A 17226-nucleotide genomic window follows, 5' to 3' on the forward strand; every position below is an offset into this window, starting at 1 on the left:
GCTAGAGAGCGAATTTGGCCTTGCGGACGCCAGCACGCTTTCTCTCTGTTGCGGTCATGGAAAAGACATCTTTTATCATCTGCTCGTAGGCCTTGCTCATCGTCTGGTTCCGGCGCGACATCATTTTCTTTTGTGTTTCTATGGCTGAGCAGAGCTCCAATTCTGTGTTGGTCGCCCCGATGCTAGAGCCGTAAATGGTAAAGCTTGGCACGTCCTGTGCGACGAGGCCATGCAGGTGAGAAGAGGTGCCGATCCGCCTGCCGCTGTAAATGAGCGTGCCAATGGACGTCTTGGTCATGTCGGCAATGAACGACCCGATCTTGTTCTGGCCGGTGTCGACTTTGGTCTTGCCGCCGCCACTTGCCATCTTGATGCTGCCGTACGTCATTTTCAGGTCAGATGTAGTTGTCATGGCTCCTATGTTGACCCATTCGCCGACGTACGAATGGCCGATAAAGCCTGCATGCGTCTTGTTGGTGTGATCAGAAATTACAGAGTGCTCTATTTCACCGGCCACCCTGCAGTTGTGGCCGATAAAGCTTGACTCTATTATTGTGAATTGCTTTACCTGCGTCATGCCTCCGATGTATGCCGGTCCGACTATCCTGCTCGTCGCGACATATGCGTCCGGGCCAATGTAGATGCCTCCTTGCCTTGCGTCAAGCACCGTCCCCTCTTCAACCGAGGCGTTCCTGGCGATTGCTATCGCGTGGTTGCCTGCAACCCGCACGCCGGGACCAAGGTCGCTTTCGCCTTGCATCTTGGATGTCTGCAACGCAAGCGAATTTTCCAGAAGGGTTATGATGTCCCAAGGCTCGGACAGCAGCCCCTGACTTTCTTCTGCCTTGAGCTTTGTCGATTTTTCAACGTCGAGTTTCCTGACATCAATGTTTTTTCCTGCCGCTACGCAGTCCGACAGGTATTCAATGCCCTTCCTACCAAGCCTTGCAACAAGCAGCCTGTCGCCGGCAGTTATTGCAAAGGTGTGGCCGACTTTCTGCAGGCGGTCCGGGAAGATTGTCCCGGGGTGTAGGAGGCCGTTGACAAACACCGTGTCGGCATCGATTGAACTTGGGTTGACTCTGCACCGGACGTGCCGCTCACTCGTGACGCCTGCCAGATATTCCCTTGTCAGCAGCACTTCAGGCATCACCTGATGCTCTTCAAAAAAGCTCCTTGCCCCGACCTTGATGTCAAACGTCGCCTTCGTAAGGGAGATTGGGGAAAAGTTCTGCCAGTGTGAGTCCTCAAACAGGGCTATGCCCATATCTAGATCTTGCCCAGCCTGCTTGCATACTGCTTGTAGGCGTCGAGGTATGACTTTTTGTCGCCAATGTCAATAAAGCCAGTATCTATCCTGAAGCCCTTGACCGTCTTTTTTTGTTCCAACACCTTTCTTACCGCATCGTCCATTCCAAACGACCCTGACTTGGGTATTATCTTCAAGAATTCTGGCTCCATCACGTAGCAGCCGATGTTTATCAGCCCGCTTATCTCCGGCTTTTCGCGCCAGGCAGTGACCTTTTCCTGCCCGTTTAAGTCAATAAAGCCGTACTTTAGCTTTGTCGAGTATTGCAGGAGCGCCATTGTGACAAACGCCTTTGACTCTCTGTGCTCCTTTAGCATCTTGCGCAGGTTAAACTCGTAAACAGAGTCGCCATAAACGCACACAAACGGCTCGTCGAGTAACTTTTCCGCAGTCTTTAGCTGGCCAGCGGTTGCAAGCGGTCTTTCTGATCTAGCGTATTCGATCTCGACTCCAAAGCGGGCGCCGTCCTCAAAATAGTCCTCGATCGTCCTGTGAAGGTAGCTGACGCAAATAACGATATGGTCAATGCCGCCAGAGTTCTTTAGCCACTCGATGATGTATTCAAGAAGAGGCTTGTTGCCAAGCGGAAGCATCGGCTTTGGGATAAAGAACGTATAGGGTTGAAGCCTTGTGCCCAGCCCTCCTGCCAAGATTACTGCCTTCATATGTTTTTCCTGTCCTTTTTCTACTTCTGCTATATATAAGGTAAAACCATGCAAGTTCAATAATTTTCCAGTATTGCCTTGATCTTGGTTACAACTTCACCCGGGTTCCTGCCAAAGACCGTTATCATGGGCTCCTTGCCAATGTCTCCTCTGTGATAAATGATATCGGCTCTTGGGTTCTTTGAGAGCGCCTGCATGGTCCCCCATGACACACTTGATCCTTCTCTCTTCTTGATGCCCTTAGGCTCCTTGCTCCTATCGTAGCTGGACACAGTAAACAACGACTTGCATACATTCACCAGTTTATCGTTGAACCTGATGTTGATGACGGACCGGAAGGCGGGATTGACTTGCATGTATCCAATTATTGCAGATGCCATATGCCTTGATGCCCCAAACTCGATGTAAGAGGCTGGAACGGCGGTGTTGCCGATCCTGACTATTCTTCCCCGCACTCCTGCTACTTCTGAAATGTCTGTTGCATCAGGCAGCGCATAAGCAAAGTTCGTCTGCGTCTCGGGTATCAACTTGTAAAAGCCGTCAAGGGTGCTGACCTGCTCTACCGCCGCTTGGAGTTCTGCAATCACGCGGTAGCGGCTGGCATCGCGGTAGATTGCAGATAATGGGTTTGTGACTGGCAGACCCCTGCCCACCCTGACTGCATTTTTGATTGCGATGTGGACATACTCGTTGGCCATCCTGCATGCATCCTCCAGAGATGCGCCCTTGGCAAGGTAGGCGGTGATTGCAGACGAAAAGTTGCATCCAGAGCCGTGGCTTTCCTTTATTTCTATTCTCGGGTTCGTGATCTCTGTCAGCCTGCCCCTTCTATCCAGCAGCAGATCAGTAACGCTGGAAGCCCCAAAGTGGCCGCCTTTTACGATGACGTTTTCCGCTCCTAGTTTCTTTATTTTTCTTGCTGCTTCTATGCTGTCACTTTCTGTCTTGATTGTCATTCCTGAGAGCTTTTCTGCTTCGATCCTGTTGGGAGCCACCAGAGTGCAGATCGGCATCAGCTTTGACACAAACGGGTCAAATGCGTCGTCGCGGAGCAGACTGGCGCCAGTACCTGCTGCAAGAATGGGGTCAAGCACAATTGGAACTTTTGATTTTTTGAGTGATTGATAAATGACATCTATTATCTGCCTGCTATAGACCATTCCTATCTTGATGGCGTCAGGCGGCATGTCGGTCATGACCGACCTTATTTGCTGCTCTACCATTGCCGGCGAGACTTCGAATATCTCGGCCACCCTCTTGGTGTTCTGCGCGGTTATCGCCGTAATGGTGGTGCATCCGTAAACACCGAGGGCTGAAAAAGTCTTGAGGTCAGCCTGTATGCCAGCTCCAGCTCCAGAGTCGCTGCCCGCTATTGATAGCGCAATCTTCAAGCAGAGTGGTAAAAAGTGATAGACTTATTCAGTCTTTCCTTGAGAAGTCCTCCCTGCATTGATGTTGAAAATGCGACTGGTGCTAGAGGATAGTTTGCACGAAAAAATCTGTGTGCGGAGGGGAGAAGTAGCCACTAGAATTACAAAACTGTAGTATGATAGTTGTTATTCTAACGTGTAATATGTCAAACTTTGTATTTTGGAAAGAGCTTCCACAGATTTTATTACTGGTGCATCTGGGCTTAGCCGCGACTTGACTGGAAAAAATAGAAAACAATCCAGAAGAATGAGCGCAGTTTTTGGAGCAATCGCAATGCTTGCTGCTGCGGCAGCACTTGGCATTACTCCAACAATGCTGACGACAACCAGTGCATTTGCATGGGAAGACAACAACAAGTATCAAGCAGCCACAGTGGCAGAGGAAGTTGCTAAAGAAGCTGCAAATAATGTCCAGACGCCAGACAAATGGGATAATAATCTGCAAGTAGGCATACACAAGGTCCAAGATCAGATTGCTGATGCAGCACAAGAGATCAGTAATGGGAAACAAGGAGCTAACGAAGAGCAAGAATCAAACGAAGAATATCATCAACGTGAGGAGAAAGAGAACTATCCTGCAGAACAGCAGCACGAGTACCCTACACGTGAGCATGAAGAAGAGTACCCTGCAGAGGAACAAATGGAGTATCCGCCGCATACTGAAGAATATCCAGTAGAGGAACAACAACATGCATACCCTCCACGACATGAGGAAGAATATCCTACAGAAGTTAAAATGGAATATCCTCCGCATGAAGAGAAAGAATATCAGACACAGGGAGCAGAGAGTGAAGAGCACACAATACAGCAAGAGAATAATAATAACAACAATGATGATGAAGGATGCAGCCCTAACTACTGGAAGAACAATCTTGCAAGTTGGGAAGTAACCAGATACAGTCCTGACCAGAAATTAAGTGAAGTAACAGATCTTGGCAACGCGATCCCATCCGAGTATGACTATACTTTGCTAGAGGCACTTGACACCCAAAATGGTGGCTATGATGCCTTGGCAAGAGAATTTGCAGCTGCCCTTCTCAATTCAGACCATCCCAACGTCAAGTATGCGCTCAGTACAGACAAAGTAATACATAACTTTGAAGATGGCGCAGACCCACAAATCATTAACAGCCAAGAGTACTACAATGACAATGACATGCAGGAACAAAAGAATTCGCTATCAGATAACAACAGAGCAGGATGCCCTCTCTAGGTGTGGATCGCTACCACACTCATTTTTTAATATCACGAGTTCTAATTCTCCAATTCTCATCTGAACAATAGCTTTGACAAATGCCAAAAAATATGATTGCAGTAGCAGAAATCCAAAGCGATAAAAGGGAAAAAATTGTTTGTAACCTTTCTCTGAGATTCAACTGCATCTTCTGGTGGCAGACTCGATACTGCGTAAATATCCAATCTGTCACTGCGTTTCCAAATGACTTAACCTTGGACAAAAAACAAAGCATTATGGGACTAAACAACTACTTGCCAACTCTTGCACCACTTGCGTTGGCAGCGTTGCTGGTGCTTCCGCTAATGGCTGCCTTTGCTGCAACAATTTCTGGAACCCCGGACAACAATGTGATAAAAGGAACGCCGTATAGGGACACAATATACGGCTATGGCTCTTCCGACAAGCTGTATGGCGGTATAGGCGATGATGACCTATACGGGGGTTCGGGAAATGACTACATGCATGACATGTCGGGCTACGATACCGACAACCTCTACGGCGGCTCTGGTGCAGACATCATAAAATGTAAAGGCTACCAATGCAACGTGCACGGCGATTCAGGCAACGACTTATAGAAGGCATAGGCCACGGGGTCCTTTATGGAAACGACGGTGGTGACACGCTCAAACATTGCCTCGATCAGTACGGCGGCCTTGGCGCTGACCGCTTCATATGCGACCCCGCTGGCGACTCACTTCCATCATCGACTACCATCAAGAGGAGGGCGACGTAATAGAAAACCCTGATGCTTGTGCAGAAATATTGTCATTGTAACAATAATTTTTTGTTCTCTTCTTCTTTTTTCTTCACTGTCAGCGCGCAGGGTTTGTTTGACCTACTACAGGATGTAGTTGCAGAGACACACGCGCTTGCCGCAGCACGCGCACTTGTTACTGCCAGAGACAAATTCGCAATACTTGCTATGAGTTTCACAGAACACTGATCGCCCGGACTCGATTTCCTTTGTTATCACCTGCATATGTGTGCCTGCACATCGCAATGAGCTTGGTTAATCTAAAGGGCAAGCTAATTTAGACACATAAGCTAGCTAACTTTAGTCATATTCTCTCCTCAGGTTTGCTTCGCCAATCGCGCAAATGTATATAGATTATTAACATAATCTCATCTAATCAGTAGAGTTTGGCATTATTCAAGACACCTGAGTGGGGCGTCAAACCGGTTGAGGATAGGCACAAGATGCTTGGCGGCTTTGACTACTTCATACTGTGGTCAAGCCTCGGCGTTGGGTTGCTGGTCTTTTCTGCAGGCTCGTTTCTCTCTGCCGCGAGCTTTGTGGATGCGACTCTTGCGATAATTATTGGGTCGGCCGCCGGCTCGATCCTCTTGGCACTTGCCGGCAAGATAGGCAGCGACTACGGGATACCCTCGCTCATTTCCATGAGGCCGTCGTTTGGCATCAGGGGCTCGTACCTGCCTGCTATACTGAACGTCATGCAACTCGTCGGCTGGACGACATTTGAGATCATGATAATGGCAAGGGCCGCCGAAATGCTCGCTGGGAGCGTGATGCCCTACTATTTCTGGGCCGCGATATTCGGTGCGCTCGTGGCGCTGCTTGGCATCGCTGGCCCGCTCAACGTAGTGAGGAAGTGGATCGGCAAGTTTGCAGTGTGGATAGCGTACGGCACCTCTGCGATAATCATAATCAACCTAATCAATTCTGCAGATATAGCGGCACTCGTTGTGTCACCGGGAGAAGGCATGTCGTTCTTTTCTGCACTTGACCTCGTGATAGCTATGCCCATTTCGTGGCTGCCACTCGTAGCCGACTACAACAGGTTTGCGAAAAAGAGCAAGAGCGCGCTGTGGGGGACATTTGTAGGGTTTACTATGACAAACATCCTGTTCTACTTTGGTGGCTTGCTGATCGGCACGCCGGATGTCATTGAAATCGTCATCGCAATACAGGCCATGTTTTTTGGATTCTTGATGCTGCTGCTCATAGTGGACGAAGCCGACAACGCCTTTGCAGACGTCTATTCTGCGGCCGTGTCAACGCAGGACATCTTTGCAAAAATAAACCAAAAGTACTTGGTAATAGGGTTCACCGCGCTCAGCGCAGTGCTTGCAATGGTGGTCTCTATCCAAGACTACGAAGTGTTCCTTCTCCTGATAGGCGCGATATTCGTGCCGCTCTTTGGAGTGGTGCTTACCGATTATTACATCATAAGGAGGCAAAAGTACACCGAACAAATGCTGTACGCGCGGCAGAACTGGCTGGGTATAGGCGTGCCTGCGATAATCGCGTGGGCCCTTGGAGCTTTGGTGAACTATATGCTGTCGCCCTTGTCGCCAATTTACCAAGAGCAGCTGCCGGCAACAGGGGCAACAATACCAAGCCTTGCCGCGGCTTCGCTCATATATATTGCAATAACAAGGATGCAGCCACAGGCAAACAAAACAGTTGCTAGCTCAGAAACTTGATCAGATGGAACAGCGTTGCGACTGCGACAATGCCAATTGCCACAGACTTGGAAAGGTTGAGCAACAGCTCTGGCAGCATCATAATGACTTATCCAAATTTGGGCAGGTATAACAGGAAAAAGGCAGCGCCTATGCTGGCCACCGCAGCGGCCTTGATGCGAAGATAAAGTATGAACCGCGACATTCTCTCAGTATGCATTGGGAGCACCCTGAACAATATACATGAGAGTCTGTATGCTCTCACTACATACAAAATGTCTAAAAAACACACATGGCCGCCTCAAGCGCACTTGAGAACAAGAGACACCATAATTCACAAATATGAGTTATTGCTGGCATATCTCTGGACGATGAGAACAAGCTGCGAGAACTGCAACAAGCTAGCCACCAGTCTTATAGAATTCAATTCCCTCCTGCTGTGCCCCACCTGTTTTGACAAGGAAGTCGAGAGGATATCTGCAGCTATCGTTGAACCGTGATATCATCCGCTAGTTGTGGACTCGCAAGTAACGAACAGGAACTTAATTTATAAATAACGAGAATTGACTGTCCTGCTGCTGGAAATATATTATGAAATTGCTGGAATATCAGGGAAAGGAACTTTTTGATCAGTATGGAATCAGGATACCAAGGTCGCACCTTGCACATACTTTGCTGGATGCAAGGGAGGGCGGCAGAAAACTTGGCTATCCGCTTGTGCTAAAATCGCAGCTTACGGTTGGCGGGAGAGGCAAGGCAGGTGCTATCGTCAAGTGCAAAAGCGAGTCTGAGCTGGAGTCTAGGTTCAACGAGCTATTGCATAAGGAAGTCAAGGGTGAGCTTCCGCGCGGCATACTGCTTGAAGAAATGGCCGACATCAAGAAGGAGCTTTACCTTTCACTTTTCCTGAACAGGAGCAAGCGCTGCTATTCCCTGATATCTTCTTCCGAGGGCGGGGTCGAAATTGAAAGCGCAAGAAACAAGGTAATGGTTGACGTTCCAATAGACGGCCTGACGGCGCATACCGCAGAGGAGACTGCATCAAAGTTGGGGCTAGATGGCAAGACCGTAGTGTCGTTTGTAGACTTTACGACAAAGCTATCAAGGCTGGTAAGCGAAAAAGAAGCCGAGCTGGCGGAGATAAACCCTGTCGCTATCCTTGGCGACGGCTCGCTGATGGCCCTTGACGCCAAGGTGATAATTGACGACAACTCGATGTTCCGCCATCCCGAGCTGAAAAAATATGAACACGTGTCAGAGCTGGAAAGGCAGGCAGAGGTAAGCGGCTTTTCTCTTGTTGAGCTGGACGGCAACATTGCAATAATTGGCAATGGCGCCGGCCTCGTGATGTCGACCCTTGACATGGTCTCTGATGCAGGCGGCAAGGCAGGAGCTTTCCTCGACTTTGGAGGAAGGGCCACCACCGAGACCATCTATGAGGCTCTGAAAGTAATAAGCAAGATCAAGCAAATTGATGCAATACTTGTAAACCTCTTTGGTGGCATTGTCAGGACCAATCTTGTAGCGCAGGCGATACTGGACGCGTACAAGAACAACCTGATAACCGTCCCGGTGTTTGCAAGGATCTCCGGCGCCGAGTCAGAGAAGGCGCGCGAGATGCTCAACGGCAGCAGGGCGAAGCTCTATAATACGGTCGAAGAGGCAATACAGGCCGCAGTCGCAGCGGTGAAAAGGTGAGATCAAAATGACAACTGTAGAAAAGACATTCAACATATTTGACATTCTCGTGGGAAACAAGGGCGACAAGGACTTTGGCAAAAAGCCTGTTGTCATACAGGGCATAACAGGCAGCTATGGCTCGACGCACACCCGCCTTATGAAGGCATACGGCACAAACATTGCCGCGGGCGTGACACCGGGTAAGGGCGGCCAGAATTTTGAAGGCACGCCAGTATATGACACGATGGCCGACGCAGTCAAGGCTACCGGCGCGCAGATATCCGGCATTTTTGTCCCGGCGCCTTTCTTCCTTAAGGCAGCCATCGAAGCGCTTGACAGCGGCATAAAACTGCTGGTTGCGATACCAGAGCACGTCCCAATAAGGGACTCTATAAAAGTCTTGGAGCACGCAAGGAAAAAGGGCGCGAGGATGGTGGGCCCGAACACACCAGGCGTGATCGTGCCGGAAGTGATGAAGGTAGGAATCATGCCAGCCCAGCCTTTCAAGGCTGGAAGCACGGTCGTGTTCTCCCGTAGCGGGACGCTCATGTATGAAGTCTCGTACAACCTGACGAACAAGGGCTACGGCCAGAGGCTGTGCCTTGGGATCGGCGGCGACCCGATAAACGGGACGAACCTCATAGAAGCTTTCGACCTTATCAGGGACAGAAGCGATGTTGACTCGGTCGTTGTTGTTGGAGAAATAGGTGGCGACGCAGAGGAGCAGCTTGCAGAATACATCATACGGACATCGTTTGACAAGCCAGTCATCGCCTACATTGCAGGAAGGGCAGCTCCCAAGGAAAAGAGGATGGGCCACGCCGGCGCCATAGTGTATGGCAACTATGGCTCTGCAGAATCAAAGGTAGCCAACTATGCCAAGGCTGGCGTGCCAGTGGCAAAACGCCCTGCGGAAGTTCCAGAGCTCTTGGCTAAAAAACTGCGGAAATAATGAGGGGCTTACTGCCCACCGCTCTCTTAGACAACACTGCTGTTGTTGGACTCGCTACTCCCAATAACATTGGCAGCAGTAGTAGTGTTTTCTTCTCCTACTGCTGCTGTGCTATTACTCTGGCCTTCTTCTGGGCCAGTGTTATAGACTGCAGCAAAGCCCAAAAGTAGTCCCAAGACTGCGAACGTCAGAATAAATAGTACCACGCTTGACCACATGGCAAGAGAGTCATGGCATTTGATTCATAAACATTTGGTCCGCCAGCGCTTGCATCTTGGACATATATATTAAAAAATGCGGCCGCACCATGTGCAGGTATTGTCCTCTGAATTGCGCTTTTGCGACCGGTGCATGGTAAAGACCCAACACGAGATGATTGAGGATCCAGAGACCATCTATACCTACAAGCGCAGAAGGCTTTATCGCTGCAAGGAGTGTGGACACAAAAGCTACAGGCGGGGACTGCGCCCAAGCGCAGAATCAGTCTACTGAGGGCATATGCACATGGACAATTCTATTCCAAGGTTGATCATAAAGCTCAAGAACGAATTTGTGCGCACTTACAGGGGGCAGAGCCTCCTTCGCGAAGTTCTGCCTCTGCCGAATTCAAGGTATCTTCCAGTCGATGATGATGTATTGCATTCTCTGCACCAGTTTGCAGCGGCCAACCTGATCTACTTCAGGTCGTATGATTCTGAAATTTCCGGGATCGCCTGCAAGGTCTATGAAGGCGATATCAACAACTACTGGTTGAACAGCAAGAAATACGACACGAGCTACCAGCCTTTCTACCCTACTTGGATACTGTCAGCCTTTGCGCTTGCGCATGGGGCCAAGTCGCTTGGCTTTGAGCAATTGGTTGATGTGGGATCCGGTGATGGCAGGATAGCATACTGCGGCAGGCTGCTTGGAATGGAATCGCATGGCATAGAAATAGACTATGACCTTGTGCAGCTCCAAAACTCGATATCGGCTGCAACCGGTATCAGATACAGCGCAATAAGGGCCGACGCTACGCGCTTTGATTACAAAACCTTGAAACTGTCAAAGCCTATCTTCTTTATTTCCGGACTCCCTGAAATGGGCGAGATGCTCGCAAACAGTGTGATATCGCAAGCCAAGTCGATAGAGGGGCTAATGCATAACAGCGCCGGTTTTAACTTTATGGGCAGCCACGTCATGAAGTCGTTCTCAAGAGATCAGACTGGGTGGGGCTGGGGAAGCGTCATCGCAAATCACGACCTAGAGCTTGTTGACACTGTCACTCTGCCGACGCTATGGACCACCGATCAGGTGGTAGATACGGCGTACGTGTATACGAGGTTCAAGAAGCCATAGACTCTGGGAACCTTTTGGGCATGGAAATGACAGGAGTCTGCTCAAGAGGCTTTTTGCCGATGTCAGACACTTCAGCTACGATCTTCTGGAAGCCCCTGATGTAATTTGCAGTTGAATACTTTTGAGTGAAGTAGCTTATCTGGATTCGCTCTGAAGCCGGCGCATCAAGCGCTGCCGCCACTGCTTCAACTGCCTGATCGAAGGTATGGAACTGGTATTTTGCCGGGACAAATTCTGTGTGCCCTCCAGTGTCAGGTACTATCGGGATGACGCCTGCGCTCATTGCCTCGACAGTAGATATCCCAAAGGGCTCGCCGGGTAGGGGGTGGAAGTAGGCCTTTGATATGCGCATCAGGCCAAGCAGTCTGTCAAAGCTGGCGTTCACTTCAAACCTGATAAAATCCTCAAGGCCATAGCACCTTACAAGGTGGCGCAAATAGTTAAAGTAGCTGGCGCCATCCGGCGAAATGTTGCCTACGATGTTCATGCGACTGCCCAGCTCATTTTGCCTGAGCAGCTTGGCAAAGTGGATCGCATTTTCTATCTTTTTGCTTGGATGAAATCGCGAAATAACCAGAATGGAATCGTCTCTGGCATCAGAGGAGAGAGCAGCATTTCGAAAAGTATCAACATCGACGGGCGGGTGCAGCACAGTCGAGTCCACACCATGTGTCTTGAATATTGCTTTGCGACTGAATTCTGAATTTGTAAGTACAGTCGAGTTTGTCATCATCTTGTTGCATGCATCCCTTGCAATCTCAAAGTACATGCTGCGGCACTTGGGAGTCGTGGTAGAGAGGTTCATGTTCTGAAGAATGTTGTAATAGCTAGAGTCGCCAGAGTCTATGAGCTGACCGGCTATGGGGTAGTGGCAGTAGGTTATTGCGTTATTTTTCGCAAAGTTGTGCCGAAAGAACGGCAGCATGTCGCCATGCGTATTTATCGTGACGCCATGGCTTTTGGTCCCGGCAATCTGGGACAGGCTCAGCGTCCTAATTCTCTTTACATCGCGGTCTATACTTGTACCATAAGCATCCCGTATCGATACAGCTTCTGGCTTTTCAAGGGTAACAAGTTCGACATCGATGCCCATAGCAGCAAGCGCCCTTATTGTGGCAACGGCTAGCCTTTCTCCGCCCCCTCGAGCATTTAGGCTAATGTGAACAACATTTGCAATCAAAGCACTAAATTTACGCGGATATTGCTAATTAATCGCTATATACTTAGTTCTTGGAAAAGATTGCAAAGAGTTGGTGATAAGAAACTTAACTAAGAAGATCCAACCGTCTTCTACGGCAGAGACAGGTTTGGCAAAATCTGGTTTATATTAACCTAGCCGGTGAGAAACAACGATTGGCCGAGAACCTTCTGACGATGCTCCTGTGGCTTGCGGAGCTGACCGGCGCAAGTTTCCTCCTCTCGTACGGGGCGGAGCACCTGTCAAAAAAGTATGGCGCAAAGTTCGTGGGCAGGACGCTTTTGAGCGTCGCAACTACCCTTCCAGAGATCGCGATCGTCATTTACGCTGCTGCTGACGGCCTTTATGGCACTGCGATAGGCGCCGGCCTTGGTAGCAACCTGCTGATGATGACCCTCGGGCTATCTATAATGCTTCTGATAGCCACAACGCGCCTATCAAAAGCGCCGTTAAAGGGGGTCGACGTCACCACCTTCAAACTGGACAAGATATTTCTGCTGGCTACTGCAGTCATTAGCGCAGTCCTCTTTATTGATGGCTATAACTTTATCGACGGTTTTATCTTTGCCGGCATGTTCGGAGCCTACCTTATCATGGCGCTGATGGAGATGAAGGCAGAGAGCAAGGCAAAGAAGGAGGTAGTAGAGGCGGGCAACCCTGGCCACAAGGTTGTCAAGGTCGATGGAGGCCTGCCTGGAAAGGGGCCGAACAGAGAAATGACAAAGGCCATGCTGGCTTTTGTGGCAGGCACCGCTGGCATCTTTTTCGGAGCCTCGCCCTTCATTGAGTCACTTGAAGGTTTCTCGCTTGAAGTGGGCGTCTCAGTTATCATCCTTGCCGTGATTATCAGCCCGATAGCCGGGGAAATGCCCGAAAAGATTTCGATGATGCTCCTTGCAAGAAAGGGAGCGGCGGGCGCGTCGATAGCGGTTGCAAACGTGTTGGGCTCAAAGATACTTAACAACACTCTTCTCTTGGCAGTGGCGGTGTTTGGAGCGATGTACCATGGCGGCTTTTACGCCAATATCGCCCTGAACCCTATATTGGAATACCAGATGATACTCGTGACCGTGGTAACCATTGGCGCCCTGATAATGATGTTCAAGAAGGAAATAGGACTAAAGGTGGGAATAATTCTAGCAGTAATGTACATTGTAAGTCTGTTCATACAGTTCCTGCTCCCGCAGGACCTGACCCTGCATTAAAATAATACTACCTACCATCGATATGTGTACATACATATATGTTCTCAAAAGTACTTGTGCCCGTAGACGGGTCTGACAATTCCTTCCGCGCCCTTGATGCCGCGATTTCCCTTGCCAAGACTACGGGCGCCAGCCTGACTGCAATGCACGTGATAGAAAACCCGCCCACTGTGTACGTCGAATCCCAAAAATTGCTCAACGAACTGCTTGCCAAATACAGGTCCGAATCAGCCAAGGTGTTGGACAAGTGCAAGCAGAAAGCGGACGAAGCCGGTGTCAAGCTCGAGACTGTGATCGCTGAAGGCGACCCAGCATCCAATATCGCTGGGTATGCACACCGGGAGGGCTTTGACCTCATAATTATCGGCAGCCGTGGCCTTGGCAGGTTCAAGGAGATGGTGCTTGGCAGCGTATCGAACAAGGTACTGCACCATGCAAAATGTGGCGTGCTTGTCGTAAAATAGGTGGCGGTAGTAGAGTCAGATAGAGCTTTCCCACTGGAGAATGACCGATCTGTCGTTTTTGTAGCTCTCTTTTCTTACTTCTTCGAGCTCATGCTCAAGCTCTGACCTGTGCGATTCGTGGGAAGGAGTGGATGCATGCAGCTTTGCTTGGCTGGCGTTCACTGCAATGCCGCAAATGTTGCACCTCAATTGCTCGTCGGCCATACGCGACCTATGGCTTGACAGGAATATAAAACAAACAGTAAGCCATTTATGAAATGGAGGCGGCAATTGATTGATGCAGACGGAAATTGCATCCGCCATTTTGGCGCGCCTTGCAAGCGTATCAAGTGAGGGTCCATCAGCGGTCAGCATGAGCCAGATCAAGATGTGGATAGTGCCGCAAGAGAGCGAGCATGACCACGACTATAACATCAACGACAGCTACTTTGAAGTCCTGCTTAGCAGGACCATCGGCGACCTACTTGCAAAGGGATACATTGCTTGCTCCGTGCGCGACGGAGTAGAGGACGGTGACGGCCAGATGTTTTCCTTGACTGCCAAGGGTGCCAGGTACGTGGAAGAGCTGGCTGCTGCAAGCCTTGAGCAGTGACGAAAACATTCAAAAGCAACTGGTTGCTAAGTGAGCATTCGTCTGCTGGAGTGATGATGTATAGTGACTTCATCGAAAAAAGAACTAAAAGAGAAAGAAAATCAGGAACGCCTTGCACGCGCTATCGAAACCCTTGATTCTATTACAAAGAACAGCGACATCCAGAAGAGCATACGCAACATGATAAAGGAAGTGCTGCTTGCGCTCAAGGACGAAAAAGGCGGCAGCGTGTCTGTAAGGGCCGCTAATGCGATCAGCCTGCTTGACAACGCGACACAAAGCCCGCAGATGCAGTCGCACATCCGCACAATGCTGTGGCAGGTAGTATCGACGCTTGAAAGCATAAGGGAGTAATATTACCGCGCGTTTTTTACCGGCTTGACAGGCGGAGGCAGCTTTTCTAGCTTGTGAGTTGGGTTAGCAAGGTAATGTCTAGAAGCACCCTCGCCGCTAAGCACAATGTTACAGTGAACGCATCTGTACCTGATCGCCATATGTCTTGCGCGCAAATAGTGTAGTATGCACATGGCTAAAAACGCTATGGATATAATACTACAGAAAATTAGCGTAGGCGCACTATTTCCCTGTTATCGGGAACTCCTGACCTTATCTTGAGGCGCGAATAGATGGCGCTTGCCACGTTTTCGGATTTGCTCCTCTCACCGTGGTTGACCAACACGCGCTTTGGCTTGACTCTAGACACAAAGTTCAGTATCTGGTTGAAGTCGCTGTGGCCTGAAAAGCCGTCTATCTTTTGCGTCTGACAGCGGACGGGCACTACCTTGACCTTGCCCGTCTTGTCCATCATGCTGACTTCCGACATGGCCCCGTCAAGGACGCGCCTGCCAAGTGTGCCGTTTATCTGGTACGAGACAAACATGATCTTGTTCTTGGGATTTGGCGCAAGCTCCTTGAAGTACTCTACCGACGGGCCACCTTCAAGCATGCCGGATGTGGCCATCACTATGGCCGGGTTTTCATCGTTGAGCACGTCATCACGCTTGCCATGGCCGCTGATTACTGTGAAATACTCTGACTGGAAGGGGTTGATGCCCTGTGACACTGACTTGCGCACTTCTGATCCTAGGTAGTGGGCGTAGGACATGTGGATTGCGCTTGCTTCAGAGATCATGCCCTCGATATATATCGGGGACTCGACAAGCCTGCCTTCCCTCATCTCTTTTGCCATGACGAGCATTATCTCCTGAGCCCTTCCCACCGCCGGGACGGGGATCAATACCTTTCCTCCCTCTATCAGCGTCTTGTTTATCGATTCGGTGAAGCTGCGGTACACGACCTGCTGGTCAGGCATGACATCAGTGGTGTTGCCGTAGGTACTTTCTGTGATGAGCGTCTCTACCCTCGGGTACATCGACACTGCGCTGTCAAGCAACTGCGTCCTGGCGTACTTGTAGTCGCCAGAGTACAGGATGTTGTGCGCGCCAGAAATGTTCAGGTGCACAGTTGCGCTCCCCATAATGTGGCCAGCGTTCTGAAGCGTGATGGTGATGTCTGGCGAAATGTCAGTCGGTTTGCCGTACGGGAGCGTGATGCAATGCTTGATCACTTCGTTCACGTCTCTTGCCTCGTACGGCAGGTACGTGCCGTTGCTGTTTGCTATCTTGACCGAGTCCATTTGGAGCAGGGTCATCAGCGGCAGGGTCGGCTCGGTGCAGTAGACCGGCCCCTTATATCCATACTTGAAGAGCGCCGGCAGGAACCCTTGGTGGTCGATGTGGGCGTGGCCAATGATCACCGCGTCCAAGTCGTCAAGGTCAAAGTTGAACCAGTCAAGCCGCGGGTATGCATTAAGACCCGACATCTCTCCTGGGTTGATTCCACAGTCAAGCATCACCTTGCTCTCCGGTGTGACTACGATAAAGCAAGACCTTCCAACCTGCTTGACTCCTCCAAGGCAAAAGAGCATCACCTCTTCCTTGCTGGTCGACCACGACTGGGGCTTGGCCGAGCCAGGCTCGCTTACCGCCGCCTGCTGCTGGTAGTGTGCGCTGCCGTTCCCATTGCCGTTGCCTACCACAAGCGACCCTCTAAAGATGCGCTTGCCAAGCTTTTGCATAAAGTCTGTTCTCTCTTTTGCCGATCCCTTGAGGGTCGAGTGTATGGTGTTGATGCTGGTTGAGGGGATGTGGGGCGAGCGTCTGGTGTGCGCTATCCATCCTGTAGACTGCGCGATCTGCACTATCATGTTCGGGTCGATTGCCTCTGGCTTGCTGACTTCAAGCACTACTTCGCCAGTCGCATCATCGCAGAACACTGCAGAGACAAGCACATCTCTTGGCAACAGCTTGACTACGGCCTGCCTCGTCTGGTCTTCAGGCAGCCTGACCGATGGGTCGGTGCGTATGATGAACCTCTTTTTCAGAGTCTTTGATAGGGACGATAAATAATACGTAAGCTCGGTAAGTGCGAACTTGGCATTCTTTGTATAGAGGGCAATGTTGGGGCCCTCAAACCTCACAAGCGTTATCTGCGAGTCGGGCGGGATGGACTTTAGTATTATCTTGCCCACAGCCTCCTCGCTCTCGGTGGTCACCTTTGTGACCGAACTATCAATGTCTGCGGCTGGCCTGCCTCTCTTTTGAGGTGCTGCCTGTTCCTGTGCTATAATTTCGCCAACTTTCTCGTTCTTTTCCAATTCTCCCATTGTCGTTCGTCTGGCTATACCGCCAAAGTGCTATGCCCCATGGCTACAATAAATCGGATAAGGCACA

Annotated in this window: 20 protein-coding genes; 12 read left to right on the top strand and 8 right to left on the bottom strand. The window is 50.1% G+C overall.

The features are described from left to right. Position 1 precedes the first annotated feature (1 nt). From NGAR_RS07145 to thiD, 3 genes are read right to left on the bottom strand one after another with little or no spacing between them, the layout of a single operon-like run. Positions 2 to 1267, bottom strand: coding sequence for a putative sugar nucleotidyl transferase (locus NGAR_RS07145; RefSeq protein WP_015019011.1), 1266 nt, complete (start codon positions 1265 to 1267; stop codon positions 2 to 4). Between the two features lie 2 nt (positions 1268 to 1269). Continuing rightward, the gene (locus tag NGAR_RS07150) at positions 1270 to 1974 is read right to left on the bottom strand and encodes a nucleotidyltransferase family protein (protein ID WP_015019012.1); all 705 of its coding nucleotides are present in this window, start codon (positions 1972 to 1974) and stop codon (positions 1270 to 1272) included. Positions 1975 to 2030: 56 nt separating this feature from the next. Beyond that, positions 2031 to 3365, bottom strand: coding sequence for a bifunctional hydroxymethylpyrimidine kinase/phosphomethylpyrimidine kinase (gene thiD, locus NGAR_RS07155; protein WP_015019013.1), 1335 nt, complete (start codon positions 3363 to 3365; stop codon positions 2031 to 2033). A gap of 253 nt (positions 3366 to 3618) precedes the next feature. Here thiD and NGAR_RS07160 point away from each other — a divergent pair, with 253 nt between their 5' ends. From NGAR_RS07160 to NGAR_RS07170, 3 genes are all read left to right on the top strand, one after another. Continuing rightward, the gene (locus NGAR_RS07160) at positions 3619 to 4617 is read left to right on the top strand and encodes a hypothetical protein (RefSeq protein ID WP_015019014.1); all 999 of its coding nucleotides are present in this window, start codon (positions 3619 to 3621) and stop codon (positions 4615 to 4617) included. A gap of 275 nt (positions 4618 to 4892) precedes the next feature. Next, entirely contained in the window at positions 4893 to 5216 is a 324-nt protein-coding gene (locus tag NGAR_RS07165; RefSeq protein WP_228369319.1) for a calcium-binding protein, read from the top strand. Next, on the top strand, positions 5180 to 5374 hold the full coding sequence (locus NGAR_RS07170; protein WP_148681113.1) for a hypothetical protein: 195 nt from the start codon (positions 5180 to 5182) through the stop codon (positions 5372 to 5374). The genes NGAR_RS07165 and NGAR_RS07170 overlap by 37 nt, the downstream gene beginning before the upstream one ends. Before the next feature lie 105 nt (positions 5375 to 5479). Here NGAR_RS07170 and NGAR_RS18770 read toward each other — a convergent pair whose 3' ends face one another. Continuing rightward, complete coding sequence (locus tag NGAR_RS18770; protein WP_266190401.1) at positions 5480 to 5614, bottom strand: hypothetical protein; 135 nt, start codon at positions 5612 to 5614, stop codon at positions 5480 to 5482. A 167-nt stretch (positions 5615 to 5781) separates the two neighbouring features. On the opposite strand from NGAR_RS18770, the gene NGAR_RS07175 reads away from it, so the two are divergent. The 3 genes from NGAR_RS07175 (at position 5782) to sucD (ending at position 9697) form a co-directional block, all read left to right on the top strand. Continuing rightward, a complete protein-coding gene (locus NGAR_RS07175) occupies positions 5782 to 7086 on the top strand; it encodes a cytosine permease (RefSeq protein WP_015019016.1) in 1305 nt (434 codons plus the stop codon). A gap of 570 nt (positions 7087 to 7656) precedes the next feature. Continuing rightward, positions 7657 to 8763, top strand: a complete 1107-nt coding sequence (locus tag NGAR_RS07180) for a succinate--CoA ligase subunit beta (RefSeq protein WP_015019017.1) — start codon at positions 7657 to 7659, stop codon at positions 8761 to 8763. A gap of 7 nt (positions 8764 to 8770) precedes the next feature. After that, positions 8771 to 9697 carry a succinate--CoA ligase subunit alpha gene (gene sucD, locus NGAR_RS07185; RefSeq protein ID WP_015019018.1) on the top strand — a complete coding sequence of 309 codons (927 nt, stop codon included), beginning with the start codon at positions 8771 to 8773 and terminating at the stop codon, positions 9695 to 9697. Positions 9698 to 9723: 26 nt separating this feature from the next. Here the strand turns inward: sucD and NGAR_RS07190 are convergent, their stop codons facing one another. Beyond that, positions 9724 to 9903: a hypothetical protein gene (locus NGAR_RS07190; RefSeq protein ID WP_148681114.1), complete on the bottom strand. Its 180-nt coding sequence runs from the start codon at positions 9901 to 9903 to the stop codon at positions 9724 to 9726. 112 nt (positions 9904 to 10015) lie between these two features. On the opposite strand from NGAR_RS07190, the gene NGAR_RS07195 reads away from it, so the two are divergent. Both NGAR_RS07195 and NGAR_RS07200 read left to right on the top strand, forming a co-directional pair. After that, positions 10016 to 10189, top strand: coding sequence for a hypothetical protein (locus NGAR_RS07195; RefSeq protein ID WP_228369320.1), 174 nt, complete (start codon positions 10016 to 10018; stop codon positions 10187 to 10189). Between the two features lie 12 nt (positions 10190 to 10201). Beyond that, complete coding sequence (locus NGAR_RS07200; protein WP_015019020.1) at positions 10202 to 11035, top strand: hypothetical protein; 834 nt, start codon at positions 10202 to 10204, stop codon at positions 11033 to 11035. On the opposite strand, the gene NGAR_RS07205 is transcribed toward NGAR_RS07200, so the two are convergent. Next, complete coding sequence (locus NGAR_RS07205; protein WP_148681116.1) at positions 11022 to 12215, bottom strand: glycosyltransferase family 4 protein; 1194 nt, start codon at positions 12213 to 12215, stop codon at positions 11022 to 11024. The two genes, NGAR_RS07200 and NGAR_RS07205, sit on opposite strands and share 14 nt — an antisense overlap. Positions 12216 to 12388: 173 nt before the next feature. On the opposite strand from NGAR_RS07205, the gene NGAR_RS07210 reads away from it, so the two are divergent. Both NGAR_RS07210 and NGAR_RS07215 read left to right on the top strand, forming a co-directional pair. Then, complete coding sequence (locus NGAR_RS07210; protein ID WP_148681117.1) at positions 12389 to 13438, top strand: sodium:calcium antiporter; 1050 nt, start codon at positions 12389 to 12391, stop codon at positions 13436 to 13438. 38 nt (positions 13439 to 13476) lie between these two features. Further along, positions 13477 to 13902, top strand: coding sequence for a universal stress protein (locus tag NGAR_RS07215; protein WP_015019023.1), 426 nt, complete (start codon positions 13477 to 13479; stop codon positions 13900 to 13902). Positions 13903 to 13917: 15 nt separating this feature from the next. On the opposite strand, the gene NGAR_RS07220 is transcribed toward NGAR_RS07215, so the two are convergent. After that, entirely contained in the window at positions 13918 to 14106 is a 189-nt protein-coding gene (locus tag NGAR_RS07220; protein ID WP_015019024.1) for a hypothetical protein, read from the bottom strand. A 73-nt stretch (positions 14107 to 14179) separates the two neighbouring features. On the opposite strand from NGAR_RS07220, the gene NGAR_RS07225 reads away from it, so the two are divergent. Then, complete coding sequence (locus NGAR_RS07225) at positions 14180 to 14494, top strand: hypothetical protein (RefSeq protein WP_015019025.1); 315 nt, start codon at positions 14180 to 14182, stop codon at positions 14492 to 14494. 63 nt (positions 14495 to 14557) lie between these two features. Next, complete coding sequence (locus tag NGAR_RS07230; RefSeq protein ID WP_015019026.1) at positions 14558 to 14848, top strand: UPF0147 family protein; 291 nt, start codon at positions 14558 to 14560, stop codon at positions 14846 to 14848. Between the two features lie 208 nt (positions 14849 to 15056). On the opposite strand, the gene NGAR_RS07235 is transcribed toward NGAR_RS07230, so the two are convergent. Further along, positions 15057 to 17159, bottom strand: a complete 2103-nt coding sequence (locus tag NGAR_RS07235; RefSeq protein WP_015019027.1) for a beta-CASP ribonuclease aCPSF1 — start codon at positions 17157 to 17159, stop codon at positions 15057 to 15059. Positions 17160 to 17226 lie beyond the last annotated feature (67 nt).

It is taken from the genome of Candidatus Nitrososphaera gargensis Ga9.2, assembly GCF_000303155.1.
GTDB lineage: Archaea > Thermoproteota > Nitrososphaeria > Nitrososphaerales > Nitrososphaeraceae > Nitrososphaera > Nitrososphaera gargensis.